Below are 19,390 nucleotides of genomic sequence, written 5' to 3' on the forward strand. Positions count from 1 at the left end.
AACACTAACTTTAGTGATGCAACATCTCGTGAACTATTTCATCTTTGCCTAATGTGATTGGATAAAACGTTGGCCAGTTATCCATTTCTTTAAACAATGCTTCATGCGACTCATTGCTCGTGTAAATATGAAAATGATGGGATTTTTGTGGTTCTATTATATGGTCACTGAATTGGACAAATTTTGGTGCTTTTGAGTTAGCATCTTTACATTCGAATAAATAGCGTACTCCCTTCTTCCCTGAGTCATAGTGCATTATTTTAAAGCCAGAGTAGCTATACTTACATGAATTAACGGCATCTGAGGTGTGAAAATCAATAGTGTTATTCTCTATGCCAATCATAATGATATCAGTATGATAGCCCCGGCGGTAATACTCTCGGTATTCTGTAACCGTTCTATCTTTATTTTTTTTCGCTTTATTAACGAGTACCGAATCCAGATCCCCTTTTAACAGATAGGGATTAACCGATTGCCAGACCCCATCCCAATCACTCAGCCCCCTATCCTTAACATCTTTGTCTACAAAGATGCCTTCACTTGCTGTGCGTGCAGCATCCGATTGATGGTGCTCATGTGAGTGGCTATGTTTACCATGCGCAAATGATTTAAAACTGATCAATGAAACACAAACACTCAATGCAATTATGGATAGGCAGTTATATTTTTTAGACATCTATAGCTCCTTGTTGGATAGCACGAATGTAATGTTATACTATTACATATATGCTAATCAATAGGCGCTTGTACAGTAGGCCACCAGATATTAGCTGCCGTCGCTGAGGCCGAGCATCGACGTATCCTGGAGAGAGCAAATGGCCGTTGTGCCGCCGCAATGGCTACCAAAATTAAGTCAGGGCGAAAACCACGAATGAAATCAGACATGGCTAGTATTCTTATTAACAAAAAAGCGGGTTATGGCAAAACCGGGATGTCGAGAACCCCTGATTTCCGTTTAGAGAGGAAAGTTAAGGCCGCTATTTAGGCTTACATTGCCTCTAGTTCTTTCTGAGTTCGTCCACAGTACGCAAAAGCTAGCGTTCGAATAACTTTATGGGGCAGACGCCAGACGTCGGGCAGCTTCTATGACAGAGGATCTCCGTCTGGCATATTCTTCTGCGCTATCTGGTCCCGTTAACATGCGCGCGACCTGTGGAACGGCAGACCACCATCCGGCCAAAGCTAACACCAAAAAAGCCAGATGATCTGCTCCAATGGCTTGGGTAACAATTCCCTCGCGCTGCCCATCGCTCACGGCCTGAATCTTGTATCCATAGTATTCGCGTCGCTGTTCTTCGTCCGGCACCTCATCACTGAATATCAACCCTTCCCAGCGCATGAGCCGACTCAGTTCAGGATTGTCGAGGTGATAATCGTAGGCACGGCCAGCGTAATCGCTAATATCTTCAACCGCAAAGGATGTAATGGGCAACGCCGATGCCACCTTGGCCAACTCACTACGTAATACGGCTGAGAACAGCGCTCGCTTATCGCCAAAGTAATTATAAACACGCTCCTTGTTTACCCCGGCCAACTTGGCAACCCGCTCAAGGGTAGTGCCATCGGGTCCGAGTCGGGCGAATTCGGTCATCGCCGCATCCAGAATTTTGCGTTTCGTCCCTTCAGTATCCCAAGCCATTTTTCTTCTCTCTCATTTATGGGTTGTTGCTGTCACGTAATCATACTATAGTTATTTCCAACTAAAACGTTGGAGTTGTAATTTTACTTTATAATCGGAGTCTGAACTATGAAAAACACCATCCTCATCTGTGGATATGGCCCGGGTATTTCCCATGCAGTCGCTCGCCGTTTTGGTAAGGCGGGTCATCCCGTAGCCTTGATTGCGCGCAATGCTCAGCGTCTCGCTGATGCGGTAACGGAATTGACCGCCGAAGGCATCCAGGCTCGCGCTTTCCCAGCCGACCTTAGCGATGTTAAAGCGATTCGACATGCCGTCACGGACGTACATGAGATAATGGGGCCTATAGGTATCCTGCACTGGAACGTTTTTCTCGATATCGAAGGTGACCTGCTGTCCACTCAGCCCGCAGATCTGAGCAAGAGTTTCGATCTTCGCGTTGTTGGCTACATCACCGCCGTACAAGAGAGCAGGAACGACCTTGCGGCATCAAAAGGTACCGTACTGGTTACCAGCGGCGTCATGGCGCTCGATGACCCACAAATCAATGCGTTCGCCATCGATTATGCTGCGATTGCCATCAGCGTTGCAGCTCAACGTAAAACTACCCATATTCTGGCGCATACCCTCGCGTCACATGACATTCATGTCGGTGAGGTGATCGTCAACGGCTTCGTTGAGGGAACACCGGGCGGTGTGGGTAAAAGTGATACCGTCGCACCAATGGACATCGCTGACCAATTCTGGGAACTGCATACTGCACGTCAGGTACATTCCGTCATCGTTGGGGGTGCTGTACCGATATCGGAAGCAGAGTTCCATGGCTGAAAATACGCAATTCTCAGGCTTGGCTGATGAGACCTTCAGCAAGCCCCCTCACCTCAGACCAGCTCATTACGCGAGTGGGCCAGGTGTCACGCTACTGGTCGCGGTCGCCCTGTTGGTGCTGACCCAGCTTTACCTGGCAATCCCTTTGCTGACGTACGTCGGTCACTCTTTCAGCCCGGCAACACCGGGGGCCGTCTCGTTCGCGCTGGCCACTTGTTTCAGCCTGGCCTATGCTGGCGGGTTCCTGCTCTGGGGGCCGTTATCGGATCAGTATGGTCGTCGGCCAGTGATGCTGATGGGGCTGAGCGCCCTGTCGATTGCCACACTTGCCTGCGCCTTCGTGCCTTCGTTGCCATGGTTGGCGGGACTTCGGATGTTACAGGGGCTGGCAGCGTCCAGTTTTGCCCCGGTAGCACTGGCCTATCTTGCTGAAGCGGTGCGGATACGTCACCGAGCAACCGCCATCGGGGCCATGTCTACGTCTTTCCTCGTGGCCGGCATCCTTGGGCAAGTATTCGCGGCCTGGGTGGCGTTACGATGGGATTGGTTCTGGGTATTTCTGACCACGGGAGGCGGTCTTGTGGTCATGCTTCCATTAATTGCGTTGATGATAAAGGAACCGGCACGCACTATCGTTGAGGGTCATCTGGGCCATCGTTTCGTAGCATTGGGCAAAATTGCCGTGCGGCCTGCCATTCTGCTGCTGTCATTTGCACACATCACACTTCTCCTGTCTTTCGTTGCGATGTATACGGCGTTGGGGCCGCATCTGGCGGGCTTGAACCTTTCTCCTGCCACAGTCATTGCACTGCGCTTGGTTGGATTGCCAGGGATGTTCATCGCCTTGCTGGTCGGGCCGCTTGCTGCTCGGATCGGGATGCCGGGCGTTGCGGGTGCAGGTTATCTGGTTGCGGCCGTGGGCTTGGCCCTAGAGGCTGTGTTAGCGCAATCGCTGACCGGTATTGCCATTGGGAGTCTGGTCTTCGTGGTCGGCGTCGCTCTCGCTATTCCGGCAATGATCACCCAGTTTGGTGATCTGGCGGTACCTAACCGCGCAGCGGGCATGGCCCTCAATGGTTTTGTCCTGTTTATCGGAGCCAGCATCGGTCCATTTATCGTGTCCTGGGTGCCCGGTTTCGTCCCGCTATTGGTGGGGCTTGCGGTGGCACTTTTACTGGCCACTGTCTGCGTTGCGGGCAGTGCATCGCTTGCTTCATCCACGAGGAAATCATGAATTCTATCCGTTCTTCGCTCTCTTCAATTCTGACTTCCTGCCGTTGGATCCTGGTGTTCCGCATCAGTCTAGGGCTTACCGCTGCTCTGTCTGCTTTCGCGTTGCAAACAGCCTCCGGTGCGGTTGGAGATAACCCGATCAGCATCCCAGATACTCATCATCAAACCAGTCAGCGTTCGGTCACTCTGGATGGTCAACCCGCCGCACTCAGCCGTTACGAGAGGCGCGATGAGCGCAATGCCTTCCTGGAGGGAGAACACTTTAGTACGGTGATCGCCGCCGATGGCACACTCAAGGGTTTTGCCAACATCTCGCTCGACCTAGTAGGAAAACCGTTACCGTCTCGTGAGCGCGCTGAGCAGATTGCGGCAGAGTTCTTGCGTAAGGCTGCGCCCGACTTGCTGACCAGCCTAGGGAGAGCGTCTGTTACTCTCCATGATGAACCTATTCGCTTATCACACCCAGGCCGTAACGAGACTGTCCAACTCACCGGTTTAAAATTCAAGGCACGCAATCTGGCTGATGGGCGTTGGTTCTGGGTCATCATCGGTAGCGATGAGAAACCGATGCTGTTCGAGCGCGATCTGGAATGGGCAACCCTGCTCGCTCGCCGCAAAACGGAACAATGGCTGCATGACCGATGGATAAAAGCACAAGATGCCCAACAGATCAGTAAACCAAGCCGTTGGAATCTGCCATGGACTCATTAACTCAGATTGTTCTTGGCAGCAGTGTCGCCGCACTTGTTGTCCCCCAACATCATCGACGCCAGGCAATACTGGCGGGTGGAGTACTCGGTACTTTGCCCGATCTGGACGTGCTCTGGTTCAAAGTATTCAGCAGTGATGTGGTTACAGAAGTGACCTGGCACCGTGGTCCATCGCATTCACTCTTGATGCTAACGTTGTTGGGATTGCTGCTTTGGCTCTTGCTCAAGTCTCGCAGTTCGCTGGTTCGAGGTGCCCCATTGCGGTGGCTGTTGGCGATCTGGCTAGCCCTGATAACACATCCGTTGCTGGATGCCTTTACCGCCTACGGTACGCAGGTGCTATGGCCCATGAAGACCCCACCCGTCATGTGGGCGACAATCTTCGTCATTGATCCGTTGTATACAGTGCCGTTGTTGATAGGGGTTATGGCTGCCTGGCAGCTTTCACCATATAAAACTACGCAGCAAACGAGTGGCTCAGGCCGAGACAGGGCGGCACGCAATTGGTTGGTAGCAGGCTTGCTCGTCAGCTCGGCCTACCTGGCTTGGAGTGTTGCCGCCAAATCTCTGGTTGACCGGGTAGCCTCGCAAAGCCTGGCTGTTCTGAACTTGCAGAATGCCCCGCGTTTTTCTACACCGCTTCCGTTCAACACGCTGGCTTGGCGGGTGATTGTGATGGTACCGGATGGCTACTGGCTCGGTGACCGATCCCTTGTCGCGGATCGGGGAGCGATGCAATTTACTTTTCACGAAAGCGACAACCAGGCGTTGGCGCAGTTGACATCCGTACCGCAGTTGAAACGTCTATTGTGGTTCACACATGGGTTTATCGCCGCTCACGCTCAGCGACGTGAGGATGGCGAGCTTCGGCTGACCCTTGCAGATCTGCGAATGGGGTTAGAGCCCGATTATTTTTTCCGCTATGACATTGCTGGCATAGATGAAAGTGGCCACTGGGCAGCAGCACCAGAAATTACCCAATTGCCTGAGTCGGGTGATACCGCCAAGATGCTAAGCTGGGTGTGGAGGCGTATTTATGACAGTAAAGCAACACCGTGAGTGACAAATGGAATTGTAATACTCTAGAACAGAGTTAATTGATTTATTGGATTATTTTCGCTAAACGGTGACTATCTGTAAGCCAATGCATTAGTAAAAACTGATACATCATCCTATAAAAAATTATCTGAAATAAAAAATAACTCCGATATTAGTGTGTTTTCTGCGTGATTTGGCCTCAAACCCCAGTAGCACTCAACAGCAGAATGATAGGCTGTTAGTGCTACTGGTTTAATCGCGCCGACTGCGGTTAGCGCTTCTTGCGGTTACGATGCATATCTATGGCGACGGCACTGACAATAATGATGCCTTTGATAATGTCCTGAATGTAGGAGTCCACACCAATAAAAGTAAAACCACTCTTAATCAGTCCTAAGATTACGGCGCCAATTACTGTACCGGTGATACGACCGACCCCACCCATCAAGCTGCTACCACCAATAACGGCAGCCGCAATCGCATCCAATTCATAAGATTGGCCCATGCTTGATTGCCCGCTACTCACCCGGGCGGCCAAAACCACGCCCGCCAAGCCAGCTAATCCCCCGGCAATGGTATAAACCGTTACCAGATATTTATTAACGTTAATGCCTGATACTTTTGCTGAAATCATATTCCCGCCGATGGCATAGACGTATTTACCATAACGGGTGTGTTTCAGTGCAATATGGAATATCACCGCAATAACCAAAAAAATGATAACGGGCATAGCACCTTGCCCAACCGCGGTAAAATCATCGGAGAGAAAACTTACCGGATTGCCTTTAGTGTAATATTGGGCAAGTCCTCTGGCAGAAACCATCATTCCTAATGTAGCGATAAAGGGAGGAATACCTGTACGGGTTATCAAGAAACCATTAATAAATCCACACAGTATCCCGACCCCTATGCCTGCAATAATAGGGATAGCCGCGGGTAAATCCAATAAGTGCGGATACATAGGTGAAATACTTTCTGATGTCTGTGCCAGACTCGCCGCGACAACAGCCGTTAATGCAATTAAAGAGCCGGATGAGAGATCAATGCCGGTAGTGATAATAACTTGTGTCACTCCGACGGCAATGATACCTATAATAGCCACTTGCAGAACGATCAATAATAGCCGATTAGGATTCAATAAAAATGATTGGTCGCGAATAAACCAGCCAAGGAACTCAAAAATCAATGCAATACCGATCATGACAATAAAAATACCGGTATCTTTAGGTAATTTCCCTTTAAATCCAGACATGAATGAATGTGTTTTTGTTGACTCAACCGTTAATGATTTAGCAAATTTAACATTACTCATTATCGTTACCTTCCAGTAATTATTCTGAGGCCAGGGCCATTATCTTTTCTTGACTAGCATCTTGTTTGTCTAATATTCCAGTGATGTGTCCGCTGTGCATGACCATAACTCTATCACTCATACCAAGAATTTCAGGTAGCTCAGAGGAAACTAAAATAATGGCTACACCACGGTTCGCCAGTTCACTAATTAAACGATAAATTTCTGATTTTGCCCCAACATCAATACCTCGAGTGGGTTCATCCAGAATAAGTATTTTGGGTTGAGCTAATAACCAGCGTGCTATGAGCACCTTTTGTTGATTACCGCCACTTAAATTATTAATTATTTGATCCATCGTAGGTGTTTTGATGTTTAATTTTTTAATCTGCTCCATGCAGTCTTGAGCCATTTGTCCATGACTGACAAAACCTTTTGTATTAATGTACTCAGAAAGATTTACGATGCTCATATTCTCAACCACAGACAAGACTAAGAATAACCCTGACTTCTTTCGGTCTTCGGTAAGAAAAGCCAATCCTTGTTCAATAGCCTTTGATGGGGAGTCGATATTGACTGGCAGACCATCGATAAAAATTTCACCACTGTCCGCAGGATGCATACCAAATAAGCTTTCCATAACCTCACTACGACCTGCGCCAACCAAACCAGCAACACCCAATATCTCGCCTCGTTTTACGGAAAATGAGATATTGCGAAATAACCCATCTCGCCGTAACTCATTAACTCGCAAAACTTCTTCACCAATATTATTATTAAATTTTGGGAACATATGAGTAAGTTCACGACCGACCATCATGGTGATTAATGATTGTTTTGTCAGGTTTTCCGTTTTATCTGTGGCAACAAACATGCCATCGCGGAAAACACTTACCTCATCAGTAATTTCGAATATTTCATCCATTTTATGGCTGATATAGATAATGCCTTTCCCTTGTTCTTTTAACTCAGTAATAATCGCAAACAGATGAAAAACCTCACCTTCGGTCAGCGCTGATGTCGGTTCATCCATTATTAAAACATCTGCATCATAAGAAACAGCCTTAGCAATCTCTACCATTTGTTGGCTAGCAATATTCAATTCACCAACCAGCATATCTGGTTTCAATTTTATATTTAAATGCTTTAATAAATCCTTGGTTTTGCTATTGAGCAAATCGTGGTTAACAAAACCATAATGAACGGGCTCTCGCCCCAACCAAATATTTTCTGCCACCGTCATATGCGGGACTAAATTTAGCTCTTGATGAATCATTGCAATACCAGCATGGAGTGCATCTAATGTATCACTGAAGCTAACCGTTTCGCCCTTTACTTTTATTGAGCCTTCATCAGGATGATATATTCCTATCAAACATTTCATCAGGGTCGATTTTCCTGCGCCATTCTCTCCCATTAATGCATGGACACTTCCTGCTTTTATTTTAATGCCCACTTTATTCAATGCCTTGACACCAGGGAATTGCTTACTGATGCCTTCAGCCTCGAGAATGTAAGGATACATATCATCATCTCCTTGGTCATCATAATACGCTCAGTGGGTAAGCGCCGTACTTATCAAAAAAGTGATAACAATAAATACGGCACCACCTATCCATTAAAATATATTTAATGAATATTTGATTTTTCATGTATAAAAATTTGACTTGAAAAGTTAACTTATTTCTGTGTTTTTATAATTAACTATTAGCCAGGGGAAAAGGTTGTTTTCACTTTTTATTTTTATTAGCAAAGTCTTGGTAATTATCTTTAGTGATGAGTTGATAAGGAATCATAACACTGCTTTCAACTTTCTGGCCGGAGGCTAATTTAATCGCAGTTTCTACAGCGCCTTCTCCTTGACCTTTAGCATCTTGGAAAATACTGACATTCAAATCGCCTTTCTTAATAAACTCAAGCGCATCGGGTGTGCCATCAATGCCACCAATTACTACGCCATTTTTCTTCGCTTGTTTTAAGGCTAAAATAGCCCCAATGGCCATTTCATCATTATTTGATGCAATGGCATCTATTTGTTGCCCAGACAAAACCCAATCAGTGGTAACGTCTACCGCTTCTTTGCGGAAAAATTTTGCAGTTTGCTTATCAATGATATGAATATCTGGATACTGAGCTGCAACTTTCTCTACTCCCCGAGTTCTATCACGAGTAGCCTCACTCGAGAGTTCCCCCATCAGGATCATTACGTTACCTTTCCCCCCCATCAGCTTCGCTAATTCCTCCATCTGTAGACGACCTGCAAGCTCAGAATCTGATCCCACATAGGCCATACCAGCTGGTAACGTTATTTCAGGACGGCGATTCACAAAAACCAATGGTATCTTCGCCTGTTCAGCTAATTTGATCATTGGCTTTACACCTTGAGTATCTACCGGATTCAGAATAATGGCATCGACCCCTTGACTGACAAAATTCTCTACCTGCTGAATTTGTTGGGCAATATCCCCTTTTGCATCCTCGAATTGCCCAGTGACATTCCCTTCTTCTTTCATTTTGTTTTGCATAGCCTGACGTAATATTGTTAGGAAGTTATCATCGAAGTAAGCCATGGAAACGCCAATTTTAAGATCTTTAGCATAAGCACCCAATGGCAACAGACAAATAGCGAGTGAGGCGATAATGATTTTTTTCAGCTTCATGAACTATACCCTTCAAAAGTGGAATGCATTAACATCTCAGCGCCTGCTTATTGAAAATATTTTTTTATAACTGCATGACTCGCAGAAGATAAAAATAGTTATTTTAGGCACTTCAATGCACTTCCGTGAATGCAAACGCCCCATTCCCGGCTTGAAATTCACAAATAATCAATATAAAACAATTGGTTAGTTTTTTATTATCTATTCTTCCATCTATCACCTCTTTTTTTAAATATTTATTTCATAATTAAGATTATTGAAATTTTTAACACCAAACAACCGAAATGTGTGTTTTGCGCAGAGCAAATAACAAAACTATGACATGGATCTAACAAATGCTGGTAATTTGAACACTATCGAGTAACCAAGCGCATGCCTTGGCAATGAGGAAATCTTCTTAGTTGCAGTTTGTGTGGCAGAGGGAAATTGTAACAGGTATAGCGGTGATGCCCACAGTATCTATGTGAGCATCAGTTATAGCAGTCTTGCATGTGAAAAAGTAACCCCAAAGAATTGCATCACTTTGGTTTGTAATGAAAATTACAAAAAACATTCCCTTTTACCGCCAAGGAAATAAATCAACCCATAGCAAATGGCTATCCGCAGTAAGAGGCTGTAATTGCCCTCCCTTAATTGCAGGCAACCACCAACAGCCTTGCGAAGCAGTAAGTTGGTGTGTTTCGGTATGGCAAACAAGCCAGTTTCCCTTCACAACGTAGATCAATCCACTATGGGAAACAGGGAGTTTTTGTGCCGAACTCACCGACGATACCGATGCCTGCCAGCAACCGCGCCGCGTCATAATATTAAAGTCTTGACTACTCCCCCCTAATAAACGCGCATGAATAGGGATATCACCGGGGAAAGCAAACGGCTGCAACGGCTTGGAAAGAGTATGTGCCTCCCAGCCTGGGCTGGATAGTTCAACCCCTTCACCTGATAGCAGCGTAATTGACCGATCGATATCCGAAAACATTGAAAACGGGCCATCCTGTTCGATTGTAGCAATGCTGGCACGCCAGGCAAAATCATCTCCACCAACGGGCCAACATGCTATTTCACGGGTTTCGCCGCCGCCATTTCGCCAACGGCTAACGGGTAAGCTGGCAAAATCAAAAAGGGTAAAGCTCATCAGACCTCCTGTTGACAGGCTTTCAATACCGTCAGAAAATCCTGTGCAGATTGCTGTTGCATTGGATGATATCTATCCACTATTACCGCTTTGCCTGCCACATAAACATCGCGAATTTGCGATTTGCCCCCCGCAAATAACCACCGATTCAACAAAGATGCCGATTTTGTACCAGCAATATAAGGATCATCGCCATCCAATACTAACCAGTCAGCGCGGTAGCCTTCGGTTAACTGACTAATTTTGCTGGCACAAGCCTGTCGTCCTCCCGCTAAAGCTTGGCTATAAAGCAAATCAGCCACGGCAGGATATTGCTCACTCGTCAGACGATTGCGGCGTTGATCACGCAGGCGCTGACCATATTCTAACCAACGTAATTCTTCCACTACATCCAATGAAACATGGCTATCTGAGCCGATACCCCAGCGCCCCTGATAATGCAGATAATCGACCCCAGGGAAAATACCATCACCAAGGTTAGCCTCGGTAGTCGGGCATAATCCTGCCACAGCCTGACTTTCTGCCAAACGAACAAGCTCGGATTTATCCAGATGTGTCGCATGAATCAGACACCAGCGGCTGTCGACTGACAAATGGTTATACAACCATGCAACGGGGCGCTGCCCACTCCAATCCAGACAGTCGTTGACCTCCTTTTGCTGCTCAGCAATATGAATATGTACCGGTAATTGATTATCCGAAGCTTGTAGGATCTCCTGCATTTGGCTGAGTTCTACGGCGCGCAAAGAATGAAAACATAAACCTTGGTTTTGTAATGGCTGATTAACCAATTGTTTACTAATAACCTGCTGCTGTTTGAGATAGCTATCGGTGCTCTGAATAAAACGGCGCTGCCCCTGCTGAGCAGGCTGAGCACCAAACCCCGCGTAGCTGTACAATACGGGTAACAATGTCATCCCGATACCCGCCTCTTGCGCGGCCTGACTCAGTTGAGCGGTCATTTCACCTGGGCAATTGTATGGATTACCGTCGGGATCGTGGTGTAAATAATGAAACTCTGCGACTTGCGTATAGCCACCTTTCAGCATCTCGATATACAGTTGACGGGCAATCACACCAACATCTTCCGGTGTTAATTGCTGTACCAGTCGATACATCAGATCTCGCCAAGTCCAGAAGCTATCCTGTGGGTTACCGGCGATTTCGGCTAATCCAGACATCATGCGCTGAAAGGCATGGGAGTGAAGATTCGGCATGCCTGGTACTATTGGGCCGGATAAAACCTGACAACCAGTACCACTGCTGCCGGTCACAATGCGCTGAATATACCCCAGTTCGTCAACAGTAATTTGTACGTTATCTGCCCATCCACTCGGTAAGAAAGCACGCTCGGTAAAATAAACTGGCATAGCGATATCCCAATATTTTGTTCAGAGTCAAACGCGCTAAGCAGCAGCGGCGTCAATTAATTAAACCACTCACTTGTATATACATATACATACGCTAAATTCAACCGTAGACTTAGCATATAAACTTTTTATTTGACGAGGTTAACGCCGTGGCGGAACAACAAAAAGTCTTACAATTAAGTGCCGCAATGGACGATACTCCTGCGCCAATTTATCAACGGGTTAAGTTGGCCATTATCCACCAGATCAGAAGCGAGGTCTGGCAGCCCCATCAACGCGTTCCCTCAGAAAGCGAGCTCGTTGCTGAGCTGGGGGTCAGCCGTATGACCATCAATCGTGCGTTACGTGAATTAACCAATGAAGGTTTCCTTATTCGTATGCAAGGCGTGGGAACTTTTGTTGCTGAAGCAAAAGCGCACAGTGCCTTACTTGAAGTTCATAACATTGCTGACGAGATAACCGCTCGAGGTCATCGCCACAGCAGTAAAATTCTGCAACTAGAAGCTCGCCCGGCAACCCCTGAAGAAGCGGTAGCGTTGGGGATCCTGCCCGGTCAACAGTTGTTCTACTCGCAAATTGTGCATTATGAGAATGACTTCCCTGTTCAAGTCGAAAATCGCTGTGTTAACCCAAGCACGGCCCCCGACTATATGAAGCAGGATTTCAATCACATAACTCCTTACAGCTATCTCACACAAGCCGCGCCTCTGACTGAAGGTGAACATATTGTTGAAGCCGTGATCCCGAGCCAGACTGAGCGACAACTGCTGCAATTGGATGAGCATGAGCCTTGTCTGTTGATTCGCCGAAGAACCTGGTATGGAAAAGTCGTCGTCACTGCGGCGCAATTACTGTATCCAGGCTCACGCTATCAACTCTATGGTCGTTTTACCCCACAAGGCACCGTGACGTCCTGATCAATTTTATTTCTCTGTGAGAACTGCGAAGTGTTACGCAATTGTTTAAATCTCTATCTTGCTGATAGTGACTTTATGCGCTAGGTTGTCCATGATTGTATATACAACTTAATTTCGCTGTGTACTCGCCATCATTAACGCTATAGCAACAAATCAATTTCGGAGCACTGACTTACGCCAGTGATTCAATCAGTGAATAGCGCTGTGGCGTCGGGTATAAAGGGTATAGCTTGAAGGAGTGAGATGGTGTCAGTAATTCACTGTGACAGTTTGTGGTACGGTGCCGATATCGTGACCATGTGTGGAGGGGAATATCATCTGATACCGCAAGGAGCAATAGCGGTCACAGGCGGTAAAATAGTCTGGATTGGGCCACATAAAGAGTTACCAGCACTCCATGCCTCACGTGAGATCGTCTTTCAAGGTGGCCTGATTACCCCTGGTTTAATTGATTGCCATACACATCTCGTCTTTGGCGGTGATCGCAGTGCTGAATTTGAGCAACGCCTTAATGGGGTCAGCTATGCAGAGATTGCCGCTAATGGTGGTGGGATTATCTCGACGGTTAGGGCAACACGGAATACCAGTGAAGAACAATTGCTCGAACAAGCTTTATTTCGGCTGAAACCTCTTCTTGCCGAGGGCGTGACTTGCATAGAGATAAAATCCGGTTATGGCCTTAGTCTTGAAAGTGAAATAAAAATGCTGCGGGTTGCCCGCCGTTTGGGTGAATTACTCCCCATTACAGTTAAAACAACCTGTTTGGCAGCACATGCTTTACCACCTGAGTTTGCCGGCAGAGCAGACGACTACATTGATTTCGTTTGTAATACCGTCATTCCTCGGGTAGCTGAAGAGGGGTTGGCCGATGCCGTTGACGCATTTTGTGAACACTTGGCATTTTCACCGGCACAGGTCGAGCGCATATTCTTGGCCGCCCAGAAAGTCGGTTTGCCGGTCAAACTGCATGCCGAGCAACTGTCGGCACTTGGTGGCAGTACTCTTGCAGCAAAATTTAATGCATTGTCGGCCGATCATCTTGAATATGCCACGAAGTCAGATGTTCAAGCCATGTGCCATGCGGGTACTGTGGCGGTATTGCTACCAGGTGCTTATTACTTGCTACGTGAAACACAATGCCCCCCCATTGAACTGTTTCGCCAGTATGGTGTGCCAATGGCCTTGGCCAGCGATGCCAACCCAGGAACCTCCCCTGCACTCTCTTTGCGTTTGATGCTCAATATGGCTTGCACCTTATTCCGTATGACACCGGAAGAAGCGTTGGCGGGTGTCACATGCTATGCCGCTCAGGCACTTGGTCTGCAAGAGACTCAAGGCACATTGGAAATTGGCAAACTGGCAAATTGGGTCCATTGGCCACTATCCCGCCCGGCCGAATTAGCTTACTGGCTAGGTGGCCAATTATCTGCGACTGTCGTTTTCCAAGGAGAGGTTCGCCCATGAATCTAACTGACCCGTTAAGTTTTCACTCCGGTAAACTGCCTTTATTAATCAGCATTCCTCATGCCGGCACCCGACTAACCCCCGTGGTGGAGGCTGGCCTAACAGCTGCCGCACGCCCTTTATCAGATACTGATTGGCATATTCCTCGTCTCTATGATTTTGCCCGAAATATGGGGGCCAGCTTACTAATAGGTAATTACTCTCGCTTAGTCGTTGACCTTAATCGCCCAGAGGACGATCAACCACTGTATACCACAGCAACAACTGGCTTATTCCCCGAAACGTTGTTCGATGGGCGACCTTGTTTTATCTCAGACAAAACACCGTCGCCGCAGGAGCGTCAATCTTACCTGTTACATATCTGGCGTCCTTATCATCAGCAACTTCAATCCGAATTGGACCGGCTTAAAGCACAGTTTGGCTATGCATTGCTGTTAGATGCACATTCAATTGCATCAGTTATTCCGAGATTATTTGAAGGACAATTACCCGATTTGAATTTTGGTACCAATAGTGGTGTCAGTTGTGACCCATCATTAAGCAAGCAATTAATTGAATGTTGTCAACATCAATCCACCTTCAGCCATATATTGAATGGGCGCTTTAAAGGTGGTCATATAACTCGGGCATATGGTCTGCCCCAGAATCAGCAACACGCCGTGCAACTGGAATTATCCCAGTTAAACTATATGTCTGAAACTGAGCCTTATCACTACCGACCTGAGCGAGCCACGCATTTGCAGCAGTTACTCGAACAGTTAATTCATATCATGTTGTCATGGGGTGAACAGCACTATCAACGCTGAAACGTAACATTCCACTCACTGAGTTTTCAGTCGGTAATAAATGCAAAAAAGGCGGGGTTAATCCCGCCTTTTTAATTCACCTATTTCCGACACAGAAAAGGGTAATAATTACTGCTAAGTTAACTTAGAAACGGTAAGTCAAGTTAACTGCAACAGTATCATCAGTGCCCAGGCCCAGTGGATTGTTGTCTTCATCCAGTAAGTTAATCTGGTAGTCAACATAGGCAAACATGTTTTTGTTAATATAGTAAGTCACACCGATTTCAGCATATTTCAGCAAATCTGCATCGCCAACAACTGCCAGTTCTTTACCTTTAGACTGGACATAAGCGATGGACGGGCGAATGCCATTTTCGAACTGGTATTGAGCGACCAATTCAACGTTCTGGGTTTTATTCGCAATCAGTGCTTTGTATGGCGTCATGTTCAGCGTTTCGCCGTACATTGCTGCGATGTAAACTTGGTTTGCATCATATTTCAGTGCAGTAGCCCAAGCCTGAGCTTTATCCCCTGTCGCACTGTCAGCCAATGTTTTTTGGCCTAAGGTCCGATTGGAAGAAGAGTATGCACCCGCAAAGCCGATACCGCTGCCTTCGATGTCTTGGTAATCAACAGACAAACCAAAACCGTCGCCATTAGCCTTCTGGATTGCGCGCTCATTCTTAGTGGTATCTCCATCGTCATTACGACCTTGATACTGAGCTGCAACATTCAAACCTTTAACCAGGCCGAAGAAGTCAGAGTTACGGTAAGTTGCCAAACCAGTAGAACGACCTGTCATGTAGTTGTCGGTATAAGCGATTGAGTCGCCACCGAACTCTGGCAGCATATCGGTATAGGCCAGCGCATCATAAACTACACCATAGTTACGGCCGTAATCGAAAGAGCCAAACTCAGCAAATTTTAGACCAGCAAAACCCAAGCGGGTTTTATTGCCTTTGTCGCCCTGTGATTCTGCATTTTTAGCGGCTACGTTATATTCCCACTGGCCGAAACCGGTCAATTGGCTATTAATCTGTGTCTCACCCTTAAAACCGAAACGCACATAGGTATCGTCAGCGTTATTATGGTTTGAGAAAAGATATTTAGCGGCTACGCGGCCATAAAGATCCAGCTTATTGCCGTCTTTATTATAAATCTCTGCTGCATTTGAAAGAGTAGGAACGATACTCAAGGTGACCGCCAAGGCCAGTAAACTGCGCTTCATCATTAATTTTCCTTTAAATTTTAATAAAACAAACCCATCGGGCTGAATTAAATTTTCAGCCTCATAAAAGTTAGTTTTTAATTTTTTATAGTTACCTGTCTTGTAAAGCGAAGAGACATTAGCATTAAGCACAAAAAGTTAAAACGGTAAACTTGTAGAAACATAGGTATAAACAGGTAATCAATTGTAACAAAATGTGTTTAATGGAACTTTCCGTAACTGATTGATTATATTTATTTTTAGGTAATTAGATATAACCAAAATAGTGCATAAGCACCAAAATGGTGCGAAAACATTTCAGTTTGTTTCTTTTTTGTTCTATTCGGATATCATATTTGTGAAATGGATCGAATATCACAGTTCCAATGCGATTTTTTATATATCTAAAGTAATTAGATGACTATTTAAAGTACAAATAGAGAGTAATGTCATGTCACCTTTGGTGCAATAACATAAAAATTAAACATTAGGGACGTTAATAGGGTTATAGAAAGTATGACTTTGTTTGGTTATTAATTATCGGTATTTTCATTGGAAGTGTATTTTTTATAAAAATCGCAATAAGAAAAACTTTAATTTAATGCATAAAAAATGAACTTCCATAGCTAAAAGCTCATTTCCTATAGGTTAGAAACAATATACCACTTAAAATTTGGCTTAAGTTGTAGTTCTGGTGGTGATATTACCTCAAGTAACTATCTATGGCAGTATTGGTAACACGGCCTTATTTATACCGTTGGTATCTCACTCTTATCCATTCGTACCAACATAATCCCTGCACGTAATCCAAGGGCTACCTGAGGGTTTGGAAACAAGATCCACTCATCTTCATGTTTAACACGGTAATACTCACCGGATTGCTCCGCCAGCAGTGTACCTTGCTTAAAACGAGTAAAATTAACCGTATCATTGTCAACCCACAGTTTAAAATCAGGATGTTGTTTTAGCAGTGATTTCACCACGCGATAAAACACCATTCCTCCTGAGGGTTGTACAGGCAATGGTTCCCCACTAACTAATGAACGTAATCCCCCGACTATATGCGTAAATTCAGCCAACTGATTTTCGCCAAATGGTAGCGCTTTTCCCAACTCAAGCGTACAACTTGCGGCCTGGCAGTGCTCACTACTAAAATGAGCAAAGGTCCCCCCTGCCGAGGTATGCATCACTAATGCATCCAGTTGAATATCTTGTAACCACCGTAGCATTACTGCGCTATAGGGTGTTGTTTGATAAGGCAACAATCCAAATCGAGTATGATGAGATTCACGAATTGCCGTGTGTAAATCGTAATGCTGGCGCGTCAGTTGACTCTCTGCTCGGAAAAACGCCGACACAGCTTGCTCAATAATTTCAACCCGTCGGGTTTCATTACTGGAAGGATAACGCCGGTGCCGCCCGCCAAACATACGGTTGATATCTGCTGAGAGGAAACGTTTGCCGGCGCTTATCGCCGCTGGATTGCCAAATATGACTAACAAACGGACGGCCAGCGTTAATTCACCTGCTAACAAATCTGACACCAATTGATTCAAAATCTCAATCGGGGCCGTTTCATTTCCGTGGATACCGGCAGATAACACCACTGACTGGGTGTAATTGCCAGAAGGTGTCAACATCAGTATCCCGTCATCGAGCCATTGCCACTCGATACTCAGCGTCGCGCCACGGGTCTGTTCTGGCGGATGGCCCGAGAGTGTTATCGCCAGGAAATCTAGCATCATCGTTCCTTCTAATTCTGCTGGAACGGATATACCGAGCCAATATTAAGTATCCGTGTCAATTCATCCAATGCCTGCCGCCCTTCTTGTAATAACTGCGGATCAGCCAAGTCTTTAAATTGCAAATGATCACGATAATGTTGGTCGACCCAATTATTCAGCGTCACAAACAGCGCCGGTGTCATCATTACTCGACTATTAACAGCTTGTAACTCTGTATCGGTCAAGCCAACACGCAAGCGTAAGCAAGCAGGCCCCCCCCCATTACGCATGCTCTCGCGTAAATCGAATACTTTGACACTGTCAATCGGACCACCGCTATTGATTAATTCCGACAGATATCGCCACACGAACGGGTTTTCTTGTGCCTCCTGCGGAATAACCAACAACATTTTACCATCCGGTTTACTCAATAACTGGCTGTTAAACAGATAGCTTGATACTGCATCAGCAACCGACACCTGCGCGTCAGGGACCTCTATACTGATCAACTGTTGTTCAATGCTACCCATTTTACGGCGAATCTCATCCATAGCTTGAATGCCAGGAATGAATGCATGCTGATGATGGAATAACACATTCTGATTGCTGACAGCGATGACATCATTGTGAAAAACCCCTTGGTCGATCACTGCGGGGTTCTGTTGCACAAAAACAGTTCGGTCTGGTGCCAGTTGATGCAGTCGAGCCACTGCTTCGCTGGCCTCTCGCGTTTGGCGAGCAGGGTATCGGCTAGGATTTACTCCGTTTTCCAGTGCGTTGCGGCCATAAACAAAGACCTGAACCGCTGGCAAGCCATATTCTCCCCCCAGACGATTATGATTAGCCGCACCTTCATCACCAAACAATTCCACAGCAGGTAGTGCATCGTGATGAACAAAGTGACGATGGTTATTAAAAACGCCTTTGAGTAAAGCCGACGTGGTTTCGGCCTCAATTGCACGGTGAAATTTGTTATTTAAATTGGCCACAGTAAAATGCACTCGCCCATCCGCGCTATCCGCAGAAGGTGAGACCGTCGCCGAATTCGCCGTCCACATTGATGATGCGGAACTTACCGCAGATAATAGACGTGGAGATTTACGTGCCACTTCACTCAATACTTGTTCATCTGAACCACTAAAGCCCAACTGACGCAAAACGCCTATGGCTGGTCGCTCCTGTGGTGGCAAAATACCTTGTTTATAACCTAAATCGGCTAATGCTTTCATTTTCAGCAACCCCTGCCGCGCAGCCAGGCGAGGGTTGGAAATACTGTTTTGATGCGCAGTAGAGGCTTCATTACCAAATGACAATCCAGCATAGTGATGTGTCAGCCCAACCAATCCATCAAAATTAACCTCATATCCTGTCATCGTATTCTCCATTCATGGC

At 46.2% G+C, this 19,390-nt stretch carries 18 protein-coding genes; 7 read left to right on the forward strand and 11 right to left on the reverse strand.

Annotation, left to right across the window (positions count from 1 at the left end):
• Positions 1-10: 10 nt before the first annotated feature.
• The 3 genes from zinT to V1955_RS12135 form a co-directional block, all read right to left on the reverse strand.
• Positions 11-676 carry a metal-binding protein ZinT gene (gene zinT / locus V1955_RS12125; protein WP_442820932.1) on the reverse strand — a complete coding sequence of 222 codons (666 nt, stop codon included), beginning with the start codon at positions 674-676 and terminating at the stop codon, positions 11-13.
• A gap of 53 nt (positions 677-729) precedes the next feature.
• Positions 730-885, reverse strand: a complete 156-nt coding sequence (locus V1955_RS12130) for a hypothetical protein (protein ID WP_442820933.1) — start codon at positions 883-885, stop codon at positions 730-732.
• A gap of 166 nt (positions 886-1,051) precedes the next feature.
• Positions 1,052-1,639 carry a TetR family transcriptional regulator gene (locus tag V1955_RS12135; RefSeq protein ID WP_442820934.1) on the reverse strand — a complete coding sequence of 196 codons (588 nt, stop codon included), beginning with the start codon at positions 1,637-1,639 and terminating at the stop codon, positions 1,052-1,054.
• Positions 1,640-1,747: 108 nt separating this feature from the next.
• Between V1955_RS12135 and V1955_RS12140 the strand changes: the two genes are divergently transcribed.
• The 4 genes from V1955_RS12140 to V1955_RS12155 are packed head-to-tail and all read left to right on the forward strand — an operon-like array spanning position 1,748 to position 5,469.
• The gene (locus V1955_RS12140; RefSeq protein WP_083159037.1) at positions 1,748-2,467 is read left to right on the forward strand and encodes an SDR family NAD(P)-dependent oxidoreductase; all 720 of its coding nucleotides are present in this window, start codon (positions 1,748-1,750) and stop codon (positions 2,465-2,467) included.
• A complete protein-coding gene (locus V1955_RS12145; RefSeq protein WP_372569114.1) occupies positions 2,460-3,701 on the forward strand; it encodes an MFS transporter in 1,242 nt (413 codons plus the stop codon). The genes V1955_RS12140 and V1955_RS12145 overlap by 8 nt, the downstream gene beginning before the upstream one ends.
• Positions 3,698-4,411 carry a hypothetical protein gene (locus V1955_RS12150; RefSeq protein ID WP_442820935.1) on the forward strand — a complete coding sequence of 238 codons (714 nt, stop codon included), beginning with the start codon at positions 3,698-3,700 and terminating at the stop codon, positions 4,409-4,411. Before V1955_RS12145 ends, V1955_RS12150 begins: the two co-directional genes overlap by 4 nt.
• On the forward strand, positions 4,399-5,469 hold the full coding sequence (locus V1955_RS12155) for a metal-dependent hydrolase (protein WP_442820936.1): 1,071 nt from the start codon (positions 4,399-4,401) through the stop codon (positions 5,467-5,469). The genes V1955_RS12150 and V1955_RS12155 overlap by 13 nt, the downstream gene beginning before the upstream one ends.
• A 250-nt stretch (positions 5,470-5,719) precedes the next feature.
• Here V1955_RS12155 and V1955_RS12160 read toward each other — a convergent pair whose 3' ends face one another.
• The 5 genes from V1955_RS12160 to V1955_RS12180 form a co-directional block, all read right to left on the reverse strand.
• On the reverse strand, positions 5,720-6,760 hold the full coding sequence (locus V1955_RS12160) for an ABC transporter permease (protein ID WP_083159040.1): 1,041 nt from the start codon (positions 6,758-6,760) through the stop codon (positions 5,720-5,722).
• 19 nt (positions 6,761-6,779) lie between these two features.
• Positions 6,780-8,264, reverse strand: coding sequence for a sugar ABC transporter ATP-binding protein (locus V1955_RS12165; protein ID WP_083159041.1), 1,485 nt, complete (start codon positions 8,262-8,264; stop codon positions 6,780-6,782).
• Positions 8,265-8,469: 205 nt separating this feature from the next.
• Positions 8,470-9,399 (reverse strand): sugar ABC transporter substrate-binding protein, encoded by a 930-nt coding sequence (locus V1955_RS12170; RefSeq protein WP_083159042.1) that lies wholly within the window; start codon positions 9,397-9,399, stop codon positions 8,470-8,472.
• Between the two features lie 559 nt (positions 9,400-9,958).
• Complete coding sequence (locus tag V1955_RS12175; RefSeq protein ID WP_083159043.1) at positions 9,959-10,531, reverse strand: HutD/Ves family protein; 573 nt, start codon at positions 10,529-10,531, stop codon at positions 9,959-9,961.
• Positions 10,531-11,901, reverse strand: coding sequence for a formimidoylglutamate deiminase (locus V1955_RS12180; RefSeq protein ID WP_442820937.1), 1,371 nt, complete (start codon positions 11,899-11,901; stop codon positions 10,531-10,533). Before V1955_RS12180 ends, V1955_RS12175 begins: the two co-directional genes overlap by 1 nt.
• Before the next feature lie 149 nt (positions 11,902-12,050).
• On the opposite strand from V1955_RS12180, the gene hutC reads away from it, so the two are divergent.
• The 3 genes from hutC to hutG all read left to right on the forward strand — a co-directional run bounded on the left by hutC (position 12,051) and on the right by hutG (position 15,088).
• Complete coding sequence (gene hutC / locus V1955_RS12185) at positions 12,051-12,818, forward strand: histidine utilization repressor (RefSeq protein WP_083159045.1); 768 nt, start codon at positions 12,051-12,053, stop codon at positions 12,816-12,818.
• A gap of 243 nt (positions 12,819-13,061) precedes the next feature.
• Positions 13,062-14,282 (forward strand): imidazolonepropionase, encoded by a 1,221-nt coding sequence (gene hutI, locus V1955_RS12190; protein ID WP_372569110.1) that lies wholly within the window; start codon positions 13,062-13,064, stop codon positions 14,280-14,282.
• Positions 14,279-15,088 carry an N-formylglutamate deformylase gene (gene hutG / locus V1955_RS12195; RefSeq protein ID WP_083159047.1) on the forward strand — a complete coding sequence of 270 codons (810 nt, stop codon included), beginning with the start codon at positions 14,279-14,281 and terminating at the stop codon, positions 15,086-15,088. Before hutI ends, hutG begins: the two co-directional genes overlap by 4 nt.
• Positions 15,089-15,212: 124 nt before the next feature.
• Here the strand turns inward: hutG and V1955_RS12200 are convergent, their stop codons facing one another.
• The 3 genes from V1955_RS12200 to astB form a co-directional block, all read right to left on the reverse strand.
• Positions 15,213-16,298 (reverse strand): porin, encoded by a 1,086-nt coding sequence (locus tag V1955_RS12200; protein WP_083159048.1) that lies wholly within the window; start codon positions 16,296-16,298, stop codon positions 15,213-15,215.
• A 725-nt stretch (positions 16,299-17,023) separates the two neighbouring features.
• Positions 17,024-18,016 (reverse strand): succinylglutamate desuccinylase, encoded by a 993-nt coding sequence (astE, locus tag V1955_RS12205; protein ID WP_442821440.1) that lies wholly within the window; start codon positions 18,014-18,016, stop codon positions 17,024-17,026.
• 11 nt (positions 18,017-18,027) lie between these two features.
• Entirely contained in the window at positions 18,028-19,371 is a 1,344-nt protein-coding gene (gene astB / locus V1955_RS12210) for an N-succinylarginine dihydrolase (RefSeq protein WP_442820938.1), read from the reverse strand.
• Between the last annotated feature and the right edge of the window lie 19 nt (positions 19,372-19,390).

The sequence above is a fragment of the Yersinia sp. 2545 StPb PI genome (assembly GCF_052217125.1).
GTDB lineage: Bacteria > Pseudomonadota > Gammaproteobacteria > Enterobacterales > Enterobacteriaceae > Yersinia > Yersinia enterocolitica_E.